The sequence below is a fragment of the Aerolutibacter ruishenii genome (assembly GCF_007830115.1).
Classification (GTDB): Bacteria; Pseudomonadota; Gammaproteobacteria; order Xanthomonadales; family Xanthomonadaceae; genus Aerolutibacter; species Aerolutibacter ruishenii.
On sequence record NZ_VLKP01000014.1, the window covers coordinates 38,905 to 53,948 of the forward strand.

The following is a 15,044-nucleotide window of genomic DNA, read 5'->3' on the forward strand; positions in this document are numbered from 1 at the left end:
CGCGGTGGCGGCGCTTCGCCGGCGAGGCAGGTGCCAGCGTCGTCCGCGGCATTGCCATCGCGATGGGGCGCCCGCGCGGCAGGGGACGACTGCAAGCGGTAGCGTACCAGAGCGTTTCATGGCGGAGGTTGTGCGGGGCAAGCGCCCGGCTACACTGCCAAGGTCTTGCGATTGCCGGCGACGGGCCGCATATCGCCTGCCCAATATCCCCAACGAGGTGTCCGTGTCCGGTCCGAGTCAGGTCAAGGATGTCCCCATCGGCACCGGTGCCGACGGCCGCGCCCAGCTCATCGATTACCTCGCCAGCGGCGTGCGCCCGCCCGAGGACTGGAAGATCGGCACCGAGCACGAGAAGTTCGGCTTCCGCACCGACGACCTGCGTCCGCCCACGTTCGACGGCGAACGCGGCATCGAGGCGTTGCTCAAGGGCCTGGTCCGCTTCGGCTGGGAGCCGGTGGAGGAGCACGGCCGGGTCATCGCCCTGGTCCGAGATGGCGCGTCGGTGTCGCTGGAGCCGGCCGGGCAGCTGGAGCTGTCGGGTGCGCCGCTGGCCAACCTGCACGAGACCTGCTGCGAAACCTCCACCCATTTGCAGGAGGTGCGCGCGGTGGCCGAGCCGATGGGGCTGGGCTTCCTGGGCATGGGCTTCCAGCCCAAGTGGCGGCGCGATGAGATGCCATGGATGCCCAAGGGCCGCTACAAGATCATGCGCGAGTACATGCCCAAGGTCGGCTCGCTCGGCCTGGACATGATGACCCGCACCAGCACCGTGCAGGTCAACCTCGACGTCGGTTCCGAGGCCGACATGGTGAAGAAGTTCCGCGTGTCGCTGGCGCTGCAGCCGATCGCCACCGCGCTGTTCGCCGATTCACCGTTCACCGAGGGCCGGCCCAACGGTTACCTGAGCTACCGCTCGCACATCTGGACCGATACCGACAACGACCGCACCGGCCTGCTTGACTTCGTGTTCGAGGACGGCTTCGGCTACGAGCGCTACACCGATTACCTGCTCGACGTGCCGATGTACTTCGTCTACCGCGATGGCCAGTACATCGATGCCTCGGGCCAGTCGTTCCGCGATTACATGGATGGCCGCCTGCCGGCGTTCCCGGGGCATCGGCCCACGCTGCAGGACTGGGCCGATCACAGCACCACCGCCTTCCCCGAGGTGCGGCTGAAGAAGTACCTGGAAATGCGCGGTGCCGACTCCGGCCCGTGGAACCGCATCTGCGCGTTGCCGGCGTTCTGGGTGGGCCTGCTGTACGACGATGCCGCGCTGGATGCAGCCTGGGACCTGGTCAAGGACTTCAGCCTGGCCGAGCGCCATGCGCTGCGTGACGGCGTGCCGCGGCACGCGCTCAAGTTGCCGTTCCGCGATGGCACCGTGCTCGACCTGGCACGCCGCGCGCTGGAGATCTCGGCGCATGGCCTGGCCCGGCGCGCGTGCCGGAACCGCAACGGCGCGGACGAGTCGATCTACCTCGAGCCGCTGATGGAGTTCGTCGACGCCGGCATCACCCCGGCCGAGCGCAAGCTGGCGCTGTTCCACGGCGAGTGGCAGGGCGACATCGACCGGGTGTTCCGCGCGTTCGCGTACTGACGGATTGGCGCGGGTACGGCGCCAACCACCGGCAGTGCGTGCGTGACGCGAGTGCCTGTCCTCGATGCGCATTGCCGGCCCGGGTGGTAGCCGGCAAAGGCGCGGTGCCGAACGCGGCGATGATGGCCGCGCCATGCGGTCGGAAGTTGCAGCCGATACTGTTGCGCCACGCGCGCGTGGCTGGGGCCACAATGCAGGGACTTCCCCGATAGCCGGCCTCCCCGTGCCCCTGCCCCCTGCTGCCACCCTCGCCGACGAACCGCTGCGCACCGTGGCCTTCGCCCCCACCGACGGGCTGCTGCGCGAAGACGTGAAAGCGCTCGGGGGCCTGGTCGGCGAGATCCTGGCCGAACAGTGTGGGCAGGACTTCCTGGACGAAGTGGAGGCATTGCGCCGCAGCGCGATCCGGCGCCGCGAGCAGCAGGCACCCGTGGCCGAACTGGCCGAGGCCCTGGCCGGTATCGAAACCCGGCACGCGGCGGATCTGGTGCGCGCGTTCGCCACCTATTTCCAGGCGGTGAACCTGGCCGAGCGCGTGCACCGCATCCGCCGCCGCCGCGACCATGAGCGCAGCGGCGACGGGGCGCAACCCGGCGGCCTGTTGGCCGTGCTGGGCGAACTGGCGCGCGAAGGCGTCGGCGTGGAGGAGGTGGCAGCGCTGTTGCCGCGGCTGCGGATCGAGCCGGTGTTCACCGCGCACCCCACCGAGGCCGTGCGCCGTGTGCTGCTGGAGAAGGAGCGCGTGATCGTGCGTTGCCTGATCGACGACGTCGATCGCGGGCGCACGCCGGTGGAACGCCGCGTGGACCGCGAACGCATCCGGATGGCGCTGGCCGCCAGCTGGCAGACCGCCGAGGCGCCGCCGGTGAAGCCGAGCGTCACCGACGAGTTCGAGCACGTCAGCTACTACCTGTCCGAGGTGCTGTACCGGGTGCTGCCGGTGTATTGCGAAGTGTTCGAAGAGGCGTTGCGCGCGCATTTCCCCGGCGCGCCGCCGCTGCCGCCAGTACTGGGCTTCGGCACCTGGGTGGGGGGCGACATGGACGGCAACCCCAACGTGGGCGCGGGCACGATTGCCGCCACGCTCGACGGGCAGCGTGCGCTGGTGCTGGCGGCGTACCGCCGCGACCTGGCCGCCCTGGCCGAGACGCTCAGCCAGTCGCTGTCGCGGGTCACGGTGTCGGATGCGGTGGTGCGGCAGGTGGCGGCCTACCGAACGCTGCTGCCCACTGGCGCCGCCAAACTGCACCCGCGCCATGCGGACATGCCGTACCGCAACCTGCTCACGCTGATGAGCGAGCGGTTGTGGGCCAACTCGCACCATGACCGCGAGGGTTATCCGGACGCGGAGACGTTGCTGGCCGACCTGGACCTGATTGCCGACAGCCTGCGCGCGCATGGCGGTATACATGCCGGTGCGCACGCGGTGCAGCGCGTGCGCCGGCGCGTCGAATGCTTCGGCTTCCACCTGGCCACGCTGGACCTGCGGCAGGATTCCGGCACCCACGATGCCGCGCTGGCCGCGCTGCTGGATGACGACGGCTGGAGTGCGCGCACGCCCGGGGAGCGGGCGCTGCGCCTGCATGCACTGCTGGGAACCTCGTCGCCAAAGGTGCCGAATCCCGATGCCGCGGCCGCAGCCGATACCCTGGCGGTGTTCCGCACCGTGGCCGCGCTGCGGCCGCGCTACGGCGCCCGCGCCTTCGGCCCCTACATCATCAGCATGAGCCGCACTGCGGCCGACGCGTTGGCCGTGCTGGCTTTGGCGCGGGTGGCCGAATGCGTGGACGCGGCGGGCAACGTGCCGCTGGACGTGGCCCCGCTGTTCGAGACCGTGGACGACCTGGACGCGTCGGAGGCCACCCTGCGCGCGCTGTTTGCCGATCCGGTGTATCGCGCGCACCTGGCCGCGCGCGACAACCGCCAGCTGGTCATGCTGGGCTATTCCGACAGCGCCAAGGACGGTGGGGCCGTGGCATCGCGCTGGGCGCTGCAACAGACGCAGATCGCCCTGACCCAGCTGGCACGCGACAGCGGTGTGCACATCGCGTTCTTCCATGGGCGGGGCGGCTCGGTCAGCCGGGGCGGCGGCAAGACCGAGCGCGCGGTGATCGCCGCGCCGCGCGGTTCGGTGGACGGCTACCTGCGCCTGACCGAACAGGGCGAAGTGATCCACCGCAGGTACGGCATCCGTGCGCTGGCGTTGCGCAACCTGGAGCAGGCGACCGGGGGCGTGCTGCGCGCGACGTTGCGGCCACGGCCACCAGAACCGCGGGAAGGCGCGTGGCGGGCGATAGCCGCGGAACTGGCCCGGGATTCGCGTGCGCACTACCGCGCGCTGGCGCACGACGATGCGCTGTTCCCGGCGTACTTCCGCGCCGCGACGCCGATCGACGTGATCGAGCGGCTGCGCATCGGCTCGCGCCCCAGCAAGCGCGCGGGCAGCGGCGACATCGGTTCGCTGCGGGCCATTCCCTGGGTATTCGCCTGGTCGCAGAACCGCGCGGGCTTGACCGCGTGGTACGGCGTGGGCACCGCGCTGGAGCGCGCGCTGGCCCGCCACGGCCGCGAAGCACTGATGGAGATGGCGCGAGACTGGCCGTTCTTTGGCACGCTGGTGGACGACATGGAGATGGTGCTGGCCAAGTCCGACCCGGACATCTTCGAGCGCTATTCGCGGTTGGCGCGGGAGTTGCCCGAGGGTGACCTGCATGCCCGTTTCCACCCCGGCATCGCCGCCGAGTTCGAACGCACGCGGGTGGCCGTGCTGGCCATCAAGAATGAGGGCGAACTGCTCAACGGCGACCAGCGGCTGCAGCAGTCGATCCGGCTGCGCAATCCCTACGTCGACCCGATCAGCCTGCTGCAGGTGGAACTGCTGGCACGCTGGCGTGCGGCGGGTCGCGCGGAAGACGACCTGTTCAACGCGCTGGTCGCCACGGTCAACGGGATTGCCGCCGGGGTGCAGAACACCGGCTGACGGGTATACTATCCCCCAGTATCGGATAGCCCCGCGGCGGGAGGCCGTCGTGCCCCATTCCCCCCACGAGAAGAAGCGGGTGCTGACCCGCGTGCGCCGCATCAAGGGCCAACTCGAAGCGCTGGAGCGCGCGCTGGAGGCCGGTGCCGAGTGCGCGCCCGTGCTGCAGCAGATCGCGGCCGTGCGCGGCGCCATCAACGGCTTGATGTCGGAAGTGATGGAAGCGCACATCCGCGAAGGCTTTGGCGAGCCCGCCGGTTCCGATCGAGAACGTGCCGCGCGTGTCGCGGAACTCGCCGGCCTGGTGCGTTCGTACCTCAAGTAAACCCGCGTTGCGCCCCCCACAGGAGACCCTTCCCCATGAAAAGCCGAGCCGCCGTAGCCTTCGCCGCAGGGCAGCCCCTCCAGATCGTCGAGATCGACGTCGAGCCGCCGCGCAAGGGCGAGGTGCTGGTGAAGATCACCCACACCGGCGTGTGCCACACCGATGCGTTCACGCTGAGTGGCGACGACCCGGAGGGGCTGTTTCCCTGCGTGCTGGGCCACGAGGGTGCGGGCGTGGTGGTGGAAGTCGGCGAGGGTGTCACCAGCGTCAAGCCCGGCGACCACGTGATCCCGCTGTATACCGCCGAGTGCGGCGAGTGCCTGTTCTGCAAGAGCGGCAAGACCAACCTGTGCGTGGCCGTGCGCGCCACCCAGGGCAAGGGCGTGATGCCCGATGGCACCACCCGCTTTTCCTACAACGGCCAGCCGGTGTACCACTACATGGGCTGCTCCACCTTCAGCGAGTACACGGTGGTCGCCGAGGTCTCGCTGGCGAAGATCAACCCGGAGGCCAACCACGAGCAGGTGTGCCTGCTGGGCTGCGGCGTGACCACCGGGATAGGGGCCGTGCACAACACCGCCAAGGTGCAGGCTGGCGATTCGGTGGCCGTGTTCGGGCTGGGCGGCATCGGCCTGGCGGTGATCCAGGGCGCGCGCCAGGCCAAGGCCGGGCGGATCATTGCGGTCGACACCAACCCCGCCAAGTTCGAGCTGGCGCGGCAGATGGGCGCCACCGATTGCGTCAACCCGAAGGACCACGCGCAGCCGATCCAGCAGGTGATCGTGGAGATGACCGGCTGGGGCGTGGACCACAGCTTCGAATGCATCGGCAACGTGCAGGTGATGCGCGCGGCGCTGGAGTGCGCGCACCGCGGCTGGGGCCAGAGCGTGATCATCGGCGTGGCCGGTGCAGGGCAGGAGATCAGCACGCGACCGTTCCAGCTGGTCACCGGTCGCAAGTGGATGGGCACCGCGTTCGGTGGGGTGAAGGGCCGCAGCCAGTTGCCGGGCATGGTCGAGGAGGCGATGCAGGGCGACATTGAGCTGGCGCCCTTCGTCACCCACACCATGGGGCTGGAGGCGATCAACGATGCCTTCGAGCTGATGCACGAAGGCAAGTCGATCCGCTCGGTGATCCACTACTGAACCAGTGACGCCGGGTGCGATGGCGCATCCGGCGCGGGAGCCATGACCATGCAACGTATCGAACGGCACGCGTGCTTCGGCGGCTGGCAGGAGGTGTGGCGGCACGCGTCGACTACGCTGGGCTGCGCCATGAACGTGGGCGTGTACCTGCCACCGCAGGCGGCGGACGGACCGTGCCCGGTGCTGTACTGGCTGTCCGGCCTGACCTGCACCGAGCAGAACTTCATCACCAAGGCGGGCGCGCAGCGCTACGCGGCCGAGCACGGGCTGATCCTGATCGCGCCCGATACCAGTCCGCGTGGCGACGGCGTGCCCGATGCGGAGGGCTATGACCTGGGCGTGGGCGCCGGCTTCTATCTCAATGCCACGCAGGCGCCGTGGGCCACGCACTACCGCATGCACGATTACGTGGTCCACGAGTTGCCCGCGCTTGTCGAGGCGCATTTCCCCGCCAGCGACGCGCGTGCCATCAGCGGGCATTCGATGGGTGGACACGGCGCGCTGGTGCTGGCGTTGCGCAACCCCGGGCGCTACCGCAGCGTGTCCGCGTTCGCGCCGATCGTGGCGCCGTCGCAGGTGCCATGGGGGCGCAAGGCGTTTACCGCGTACCTGGGTGTGGACGAAGCGGCGTGGCTGGAGTGGGATGCCTGTGCGCTGGTCGCGCAAGCGCGCGAACGACTGCCGTTGCGCGTGGACCAGGGCGAGGCCGATGATTTCCTGCAGGAGCAGTTGCAGCCATGGCGGTTGCAGGCGGCATGCGAGGCCGCGGGGTATCCGCTGCAGCTGGGGATGCATCCGGGCAGCGACCACAGCTATTACTTCATCGCCAGTCTGATCGGTGCGCACATCGCGTGGCATGCGGCGTCACTGGGCGGCAAGTGACACCCATCATGGCCGGCCCCCCCGAAGTCCCGCGTTAACTGCAATGCCGGCGTTTCAGGGGCGCCCGTGCCAACCTGATGGGTAGCGCGCATGACGACATTGCCGGTGATGGCCATAGCCAGCGACCGACTTTGGAGGGCACGACTGGAGCGGATACTGACCGTCCGGGGCGATATTTCGTGGCTGGGCGCTTACGGACCGGGGGAGGTCCAAGGCGAAGAGCAACCCGCGCTGTTGCTGGTGGATGGTGACGACCCTCGGGTCGAACGCGAGATCCGCGCCTGGCGCGTGGCGCTTCCGCAGCGGTTGTACTTCTACCGGTCGCCCACCGTGGCGGCCCTGCATGACTGCGTGCGCAGCGGTGCCAGCGGCTGCCTTGGCAAGGATGCATCGCCGGAAGTCGTACTTCGCGCGTTGCGGGCGGTGGTCGCTGGCCTGTTTGCGGTGGAGCCCGTGCTGATGCTGCGCGCGGTACTGACGTCCTGGCACCAGCCGTCACGGCTGGACGGCAGCGCCTGGAGCGACGAACCCATGCCGGCCTGCCTGGCGCAACTGACCCAACGCCAACGCGAGATCGTGGAATGGGCAGCGCAAGGCCTGAGCAACAAGCAGATCGCCCGCAACCTGGGCATCAGTCCGGAAACCGTGAAGACCCACCTGCACCACGCCTTCGAGCGCGCGGGCGTGAGCGGACGGGTCGCCCTGTCGGCGGCGCAGTGGTCGCGCCAGCATCCCCCCGCAAGAGACCCGGAAGAAACCCTGGACCAGGGCGCCGGTGCAGGCGCCGCGCAGCCTTACGGCCAATGAGCGCCTGATGCCGGTCGGCCCCCGCCAAGCCTCATGCCGCGGTGACGTCGCGCAGTTCCCAGTGGCCACCGGCCAACAGTCTCAACCGGTGCTTGAGCACGGTCCCCGGGATGGCCGAGGTCACCACCAGGTTCACGTGCAGGTCCTGCTGCTGGCCCTCGACAGTCGCACCAGGGTCGGTGGCACCCAGCGCGGGATCCACCTCGTCGGGATCGTCCTGCACCAGACGCCAGCGTTCGAACAGGTCGTCGGTGCGCAGCGCGGCCTGCAGTTGCTCCGCAAATCCCTCGGCGCCCACGGCAGTGAAGGTGAAACGGGCGTCCTGGCCGCGTGCGCGGCTGGCATCGGGCAGGGTGATGTAGTACCTGGCAACCATCGTGTGCGTTCCTTGTCGTCGTGGATTCAGGCTAGCGGGGCGCGCATCGTCGCCACGTGAACGGACGATGCGTGTTGCGCAAGTCAGGCATGTTGCAACGCGATGCCTGCCGTGCGGGACGATCCCGGGTGGGTGCTCCACCCGGGATCCGCGTCTGGCACCTTAGTCCAGGTGCACGTGCGCCCCATGCCCCTTCGGGCAGTGGCACACCGCCGTCGGCCCGTACTCCAGCCCGAAGGTCTGCCCGTCGCGATGGCGCTGCCAATAGAAGTTCGGCGCCTTCTCGCCACGGTTGCCGACCTCGGCCATGTCCGCATCCACATCGAACAGGCGGCCATCGACCATCACGTAGCGTGTGTCGGTGGTGGCGCGGATGTTCTCCAGCGGATTGGAATTCAGCACCACCAGGTCGGCCTGCTTGCCCACCTCCAGCGAACCGATCTGCTTGCCGAGGCCGAGGTAGTCGGCACCGTCGAACGTGGCCGCGCGCAGCGCCTCGAAGTTGCTGAAGCCGCCCTGGGTGAGCATCCACGTTTCCCAGTTGGGGCTCAGGCCCTGCAGCTGGCCGTGGCCGCCGACCTGGATCTTCACCCCTGCATCGCGCAGCTTCTTCGCTGACTTGGCCACCTCGATGTGCCAGTAATCCCAATCCGGCGCGGTCTCGCGGCGGATGCTGCGCGCGTCCAGCGTCTCGCGCGGGAAGAAGCGGTTGAGCTTCCTGTCTTCCCACACGTTGTCGCGCGCGTACCACCAGTACTCGCCCGACAGGCCGCCGTAGCTCACCACCAGCGTCGGCGTGTTGCGCACGTCGGTCTGCGACCACAGCCCGACCACGTCCTTGTACAGCGGCGCCACCGGGATGTTGTGCTCGATGCCGGTCACGCCGTCCAGCACCATGGTCATGTTGTGGTGGAAGGTGCTGCCGCCTTCCTCCACCACCAGCATGCCCAGTTCGCGCGCGGCGGTGTTGATCTGCTGGCGCTGGTCGCGACGCGGCTGGTTGTAGCTCTTGACGCTGAAGGCACCATTGGCCTTCATCCGGCGCAGGTGGCTGCGCGCGTCATCCAGCGAATTGACCACCGCCTTGAAGTCGCCATCGGCGCCGTACAGGATCGTGCCGGTGGAGAACACGCGCGGGCCGACCATCTTGCCGGCCTTCTGCAGCTCGCTCTCGGAGAACACGAACTCGGTCGTGGCCGACGGGTCGTGCATGGTGGTCACGCCGAAGGCGAGGTTGGTGTAGTACGCCCAGTTCTGCTGCGGCACCACGCCCTGGCCGAAGTGCGCCGCGTGCGCGTGCGCGTCCACGTAGCCCGGCACGATGGTCTTGCCGGCCGCGTCGACCACGCGTGCGCCGGCAGGAATCGCCACGCCCACACCCACCGCCTCGATCACGTCGCCGCGCACCACCAGCGTGCCGTTCTCGATCACTTCCTGGGCGGTCTCCGCATCACGCATGGTGACGATGCGTGCGTTGGTGAAGGCCACCACGTCGCGGGGCTTGTCGACCGGCACGGTCAGCCCCACCGCGATGCCACCATTGGTGGTGGGCTTGGGGAGCTCCTTCGGCGCGCCGGGCAGGAACGCAAACGCCTGGTTGAGCGGACGCGAGTAGTAACGGTCGCCGACCATCCAGTTCAGTGATTTCGAATCGGCCGACCAGTGCAGGTAACTGCCCACGTCGGCGCTGACCGCGGTCACCGGCATCGCCTTGCTGTCCTTGGACAACTCGACCGCCTTGCCGGTGGTCACCAGCGGCGCCACGTAGGCATTGAACAGCTCGGTGAACGCCACCCACTTGCCGTCCGGGCTGATGCTCACGCCGTCGACGTACTTGAGGTCGTACACCTCGCGCGGCTCCTCGCCGTTGAGGCCCACCGACATCAGCTTCTTCTTCAGTCCGCCGCCGGTGAGGAAATACACGCGCTTGCCGTCGGCGCTGAATTGCGGCGCCTCGCCACTGTCGGCCACGCGCATCGGCTTGCCGCCGCCGGCCGGCATCACGTAGATGCCCTTCTCCCCCGACCACATCGAGCCGGTCAGGCCGCCGCCACCGGTCTTGCTGTACACGATGCGCGAGCCATCGGGCGAGAAACGAGGACCGTAGTAGAAGCCCTTCTCCTGCGTCAGCCGCTTGCCCAGCCCGCTGCCACCGGCATCGCGCACGTAGATCGCGCCCATGCCCGCGTCGGACCAGGTGGTGTACTGCAGCTTGCGGCCGTCGGCGCTGAAGCTGGGCTGGTATTCGTACACCCCGTCATTGCCGGTCAGGCGCTCGGGCTTGCCGTCGGGGAGGCGCTTGCGCCACAGCTGGCCCACCGCGTGGAAGATGAGGGTCTTGCCGTCGGCGCTGGTGGCCACGTCGCGGATCATCTTCGGCGCGAACGTGCCTTCGTCGATCTTCTGCTCGAAGCGCAGCGGCGCGGTGACGGTCTGCTCCACCTGCGCGGTGAACGGGATGTTGGCCGCCTTGCCGCTGGCCATGTCCACGCGCCACAGCTTGCCCTGCGCCCACACCACCACCGCCTTGGAATCCGGCGTCCAGTCGAAGTTGCTGTACGGGCCAAAGATCGCCCACGCCTCCTGCTGGTCGTGCGACAGGCCGTTCCACACCGGGCGCGCCTCGCCGCTGGCCAGGTCGAGCACGTGCAGCACCGACTTGTCGCGGATGCGCTTCACGAACGCCAGCGACTTGCCGTCGGGCGAAGGCTGCGGGCGCACCGCGCCGCCGGGTGTGGCCACCAGCGTGTCGATCTTGCCGCTCTCGCGGTCCAGGCGCTTGAGCGCGTAGATCACCGCATGCGGGTTCTTGTTGTACTGGAAGAACGGGCCGGCGCTGACGTCCTCGGAGAAATACACGTAGCGGCCGTCCGGCGACACCGCCGGCTCGCCCAGGTCCTGCTGGTCGTTCTTCTGCTTGGTCAACTGCACGCCGCCGCCACCGCTGGCGTGGTACAGCCACAGCTCACCCGCGCCTAGCGAGCGCTCGCCGGTGAAATGCTTGCGGCCGATCAGGAACTGCCCGTCGGGCGTCCACGCCGGGTTGTTGAGCAGGCGGAAGTCCTCCTTGGTCACCTGCGTGGCGTTGCTGCCGTCGGCGCTCATGCCCGACACCGGCACGCGCCACAGGTTGTTGCCGCCGCCCCGGTCGGAGGTGAAGGCCAGTTCCTTGCCGTCAGGCGAGAAGCGCGGCTGCACGTCCCACGCCGGGCCGCTGGTCACGCGCGTGGCGGCGCCACCGCCGATCGGCATGCGGTACAGGTCGCCGAGCAGCGAGAACGCGATCTGGCGGCCATCGGGCGAGACATCCACATCCATCCACGTGCCTTCGTCGGTCTCGAACCGCACGGGCTTGGTCTGGCCGTGCGCGGCCGTGACGTCCCATTTCTTCTGGTCGGCGTCCTCGCCGGGCCTGGTGCGGCCCTTGGCCGTCTGCGCCGGGGCCTTGGCCGGGTCGTTGCCGGCCGGGTCGAGCGCGTCCTGCTCCAGCTGGACCTTGTCCTTGTCGGCCTGCTCCTTGGCCTGGGGCTGCGGTTGCGGCGGCGGTTGCTGCGCGTGCGCGGGCGTGGCCACGTGGAAGGAGATCGCGCTGGCGAGCGCGACGGCGAGCAGGCATCGGTTGGAGGTCATCGAAGAACCACGCAGGCGGGCAAAGCCCGCAGCCTAACCCGCGCGCGCCCGCGTGGCTCTAGGTAGAAAGTCCCGGTCGCGCCACCCGCCGGGGCTGGGTGGCGACTCCAGCGGGGCGGGCAGCCGCCACGGAGGCGTGCCGGCCCGGAATGGTCATGCGCTGAACTTCTGCCCTTCGGCGGCAAAGCCGACCACCACCGCGCCCTTGCCCACGTTGACCATGCCCGTAAGGCTCATGACGCTCTCGAAGAATTCCACGTTGTGCGCCCGGCAGGCCGCGCGCAGGTTCTCGTAGCCCGGCAGGCGGTGCAGTTCCTCGAGGTTGCCGCCGTAGCTCATGCATACCGTGGGCGTCAGCAGGTCGCCGGCTTCCACGCGGCGCGCCACGTGCTCCAGCGTCTTCTGCACCGCCGGCTCGAAGCCCTTGATCTTGGCAGCCGGTCCGGTTTCGCCGCGGTTGCAGTGCAGCACCGGTTTGATGTCCAGCGCGGTGCCCAGCGCCGCACTGAGCAGGCTCACGCTGCGGTCGCCCTTGGTGCGTGCGCGGTTGCGCAGGTAATACAGATCCGGAGGGATCAGGTAGCCCTGCGTGTGCAGCGCCAGGTGCTCCAGGCGCGCGCGGATCTTCGGCGCGCCTTCGCCCGCGGCCACCAGGCGGGCCGCCTCCACTGCCAGCACGCCCTGCGCGGCGAACAGGTTCTGCGTATCGATCACGCGCAGCGCGAATGGCGTGTCATGCCCGGCCGCCGTGCGGATCGGCCGGTAGTCATTGAGGATCGCGAAACTGGCCTGGCTGGCGTTGTCGAAGATCGGACTGCGCGTCTTCGTGATCGTCATGCAGAACACGTAGTCGTAGTCGATCACCAGCTTCTGCAGGAACAGGTCCTGGATCTGCTGCACGGTGAACGGCATGGTCTCGGCTTCATGGCCGCGCGCGGCCACGTGCGAGTCCAGGAATTCCAGCGTGGCCTGTTCGTCGCGATGGTCGGCCAGCACGGCCTCGCCGATGCGCACCGTGATCGGCAGGATGGTGAAGTCGTGCTGTTCCAGGAACGACGTCGGCAGGTCGCAGGCCGAGTCCACTGCCAGTCCAATACGCATCGCGCCTCCCCCTTGTCGGACAACCGCTCTGAGGGCGGCTCATGCATGAAGCATAGCGGCAAATCCGATCTTCGGAGAGGGTGCGCAGGAGCCTGTGCGGCGGGCGGCGGGCGGCGGCGCCTCGCGGAAGTGGATCCTCAACCCCAGGCGCCGAGGATCACCCCGAACAGGACGAACTGGACGATGTGGTAGCCGCCGTCGATCATCCACAGCCTCAGGCTGCGCTGGGCGAAGGCGTAGTTGATGCCGAAGCTCATCGCCACGAAGAACACGCCGACCACGAACCCCGCCCCGAAGCCGTCCACCGCCGTGGCCGTGGCGGGCAGCAGGGTGGAAAACACCGTGGCCGACAGCAGGGCACAGACGATGGCCGTGGCGAACACCCGTCCCGGATGCGGTGGCGCGGTATCCGGATCGATGCCGGCCTCCCGGCACCAGGCCTTCTTGAACAGTGGCCCGTACCAGAGTCCACCCAGCACGAAACTGGACGCGGTGGCGGCCAGGATCGCCAGCCAGTTGAGGTCGGTGGGTATCGGGGGCATGGCGAGGGATCCTCAGGGGTGTGGGCGGGGCTCAGCAGCCCACGGACTGGTACTGCGCGACCTGGCCGACCAGTTCGCCGGCCGCGGCGCGCGACGACAGGAACAGCGTCGGTCGCAGCAGGTTGTAATGATCGGTGGTATCGAAGACCAGGTCGAGGCGGCCGTCGACCCGCAGTGCCAGCCAGCGTTCGCCGTCGCGCGCCACCGGCTCGTCGCCATGGAACTCGCCCGGTGGCTGCAGGCCGAAGGCCGCGCCCAGCAGCGCCGGCCAGAGCAGAGGCACAACCAACGCAGCGGTCCTCAGCGGACCCCGCCCACCGGCGGGTACGCGCGCGGCAGCCCGCCCTGCTCGGCCGCGGGCACCGTGCGCAGGTAGCGGTCTCGCAGTTCGGTCTGGCGGCTGCGCATGGGGATGGCCTTGCCGTCCATCCACACTCGCAGCGCCACGCTGTTGACCTCCAGCGGGTCGCCGCTCCACAGCACCAGGTCGGCGCGCTGGCCTGGGGCGATGCGGCCCAACTGGTCGGCCACGCCGAAGGCCTCGGCCGGCACCCGGGTCAGGCCGGCCAGGCCGTCTTCCCACGGAAGGCCGGCGGCCACCGCATTGCCCGCCAGCTGGCGCATCTTGCGTGCGTGGTGCGAGGCGTCGCCGGCCTGGCTGAAGCCTACCGACACCCCCGCCGCGCGCAGTCGCGCCGCGTTGTCCATGCTTGCGCCGATCTGGTCGAAGTCCGCCGGCAGGTTGGCCAGCGGGTCCACGAACACTGGCACCCTGGCCGCCGCCAGTTGCGGCGCCAGCTTCCACGCCTCGCTGCCACCGGCCACGGCCACGCGCACCTTGTGGCGCCCGGCCCAGCGCAGCAGCTGGCGGATGTCGGCAGCGCGATGCAGCTGCACCACCACACGGCCGCTACCGTCCAGGTAGCGCGCCAGCGCCGCACGGCCGGCCGGGGTCAGCAGCGCCGCGTGCGAGCCCGGCGCAATGCGCCCGCGCACCTCGTCGATCAGCTGGTCCAGCAGCATCCACTGGCCCGCGCGCGAGCCACCGGTCAGGCCGGAGGCGTCGCCACCCAGCTTCACGAACAGCACTTTCGGTCCCACGGCATCGGGACCGCCGTCGAGCCGCACCACCGCGCCCTGGCCGCCAATCAGCGATCCGCCCTGGGTGGCGTTGGCGCCCAGCAGGGTCCAGCCGATGCCTTCGATGCGACTGACCGGGATCACCACCGACTCGGGGTTGAACGCCAGCGTCACGTCGAACTCGGGGCGCACCGACATCTCGCCGCCCTTGCCCAACGACAGCGCCTGGTCGACGGTGGCCTTCTCGCCGGAGACTTCTTCCAGGCCGATTTCGGTGATGCCCGCGAACAGGGTAGGGGTCAGTGGACGGCCTTGCGCGTCGATCACCTCGACGCCAGCCGGTGCCGTCAACCCGGTGCCCGCCGCGCGCACCTTGCCCCCGCCGATGAGCACGTCGGCGTGCTGCAGGGTGCCCTGCGCGCCGGCGGTGTGCACGGTGGCGTTGCGGATCAGCGCGTCCTGCGCGGCGGCCTCGGTGCCCAGCAGCAGCATGGCCGCCAGCAGTGGCGCGGCGGCCAGGCGCAACGCCCCGATGAGTGCGCGACGGCGTGGCATGGGCTTGGACATCGACGGCAC

General features: G+C 69.3%; 12 protein-coding genes. 6 read left to right on the forward strand and 6 right to left on the reverse strand.

Annotated elements, in window-relative coordinates:
- Nucleotides 1-223 precede the first annotated feature (223 nt).
- The 6 genes from IP93_RS14035 (at nt 224) to IP93_RS14060 (ending at nt 7,739) form a co-directional block, all read left to right on the forward strand.
- Entirely contained in the window at nt 224-1,600 is a 1,377-nt protein-coding gene (locus IP93_RS14035) for a glutamate--cysteine ligase (protein WP_425480054.1), read from the forward strand.
- A gap of 223 nt (nt 1,601-1,823) precedes the next feature.
- Nucleotides 1,824-4,580 (forward strand): phosphoenolpyruvate carboxylase, encoded by a 2,757-nt coding sequence (gene ppc, locus IP93_RS14040; RefSeq protein ID WP_242006874.1) that lies wholly within the window; start codon nt 1,824-1,826, stop codon nt 4,578-4,580.
- A 49-nt stretch (nt 4,581-4,629) separates the two neighbouring features.
- Nucleotides 4,630-4,905 (forward strand): formaldehyde-responsive transcriptional repressor FrmR, encoded by a 276-nt coding sequence (gene frmR, locus IP93_RS14045; protein ID WP_144816750.1) that lies wholly within the window; start codon nt 4,630-4,632, stop codon nt 4,903-4,905.
- 35 nt (nt 4,906-4,940) lie between these two features.
- Nucleotides 4,941-6,050 carry an S-(hydroxymethyl)glutathione dehydrogenase/class III alcohol dehydrogenase gene (locus IP93_RS14050; RefSeq protein ID WP_144816752.1) on the forward strand — a complete coding sequence of 370 codons (1,110 nt, stop codon included), beginning with the start codon at nt 4,941-4,943 and terminating at the stop codon, nt 6,048-6,050.
- A gap of 48 nt (nt 6,051-6,098) precedes the next feature.
- Nucleotides 6,099-6,932 (forward strand): S-formylglutathione hydrolase, encoded by an 834-nt coding sequence (gene fghA / locus IP93_RS14055; RefSeq protein ID WP_144816754.1) that lies wholly within the window; start codon nt 6,099-6,101, stop codon nt 6,930-6,932.
- 90 nt (nt 6,933-7,022) lie between these two features.
- Nucleotides 7,023-7,739: a response regulator transcription factor gene (locus IP93_RS14060; protein WP_144816756.1), complete on the forward strand. Its 717-nt coding sequence runs from the start codon at nt 7,023-7,025 to the stop codon at nt 7,737-7,739.
- Between the two features lie 31 nt (nt 7,740-7,770).
- Here the strand turns inward: IP93_RS14060 and IP93_RS14065 are convergent, their stop codons facing one another.
- From IP93_RS14065 to IP93_RS14090, 6 genes are all read right to left on the reverse strand, one after another.
- The gene (locus IP93_RS14065) at nt 7,771-8,115 is read right to left on the reverse strand and encodes a hypothetical protein (protein ID WP_144816757.1); all 345 of its coding nucleotides are present in this window, start codon (nt 8,113-8,115) and stop codon (nt 7,771-7,773) included.
- Nucleotides 8,116-8,277: 162 nt separating this feature from the next.
- Nucleotides 8,278-11,745: an amidohydrolase family protein gene (locus IP93_RS14070; RefSeq protein WP_144816759.1), complete on the reverse strand. Its 3,468-nt coding sequence runs from the start codon at nt 11,743-11,745 to the stop codon at nt 8,278-8,280.
- Nucleotides 11,746-11,898: 153 nt separating this feature from the next.
- Nucleotides 11,899-12,846 (reverse strand): DegV family protein, encoded by a 948-nt coding sequence (locus IP93_RS14075; RefSeq protein WP_144816761.1) that lies wholly within the window; start codon nt 12,844-12,846, stop codon nt 11,899-11,901.
- Nucleotides 12,847-12,983: 137 nt separating this feature from the next.
- Nucleotides 12,984-13,388, reverse strand: a complete 405-nt coding sequence (locus IP93_RS14080; RefSeq protein ID WP_144816762.1) for a DUF1761 domain-containing protein — start codon at nt 13,386-13,388, stop codon at nt 12,984-12,986.
- Between the two features lie 31 nt (nt 13,389-13,419).
- Nucleotides 13,420-13,671, reverse strand: coding sequence for a hypothetical protein (locus IP93_RS14085; protein ID WP_158636362.1), 252 nt, complete (start codon nt 13,669-13,671; stop codon nt 13,420-13,422).
- 17 nt (nt 13,672-13,688) lie between these two features.
- A complete protein-coding gene (locus tag IP93_RS14090; protein ID WP_242006880.1) occupies nt 13,689-15,023 on the reverse strand; it encodes an amidohydrolase family protein in 1,335 nt (444 codons plus the stop codon).
- Between the last annotated feature and the right edge of the window lie 21 nt (nt 15,024-15,044).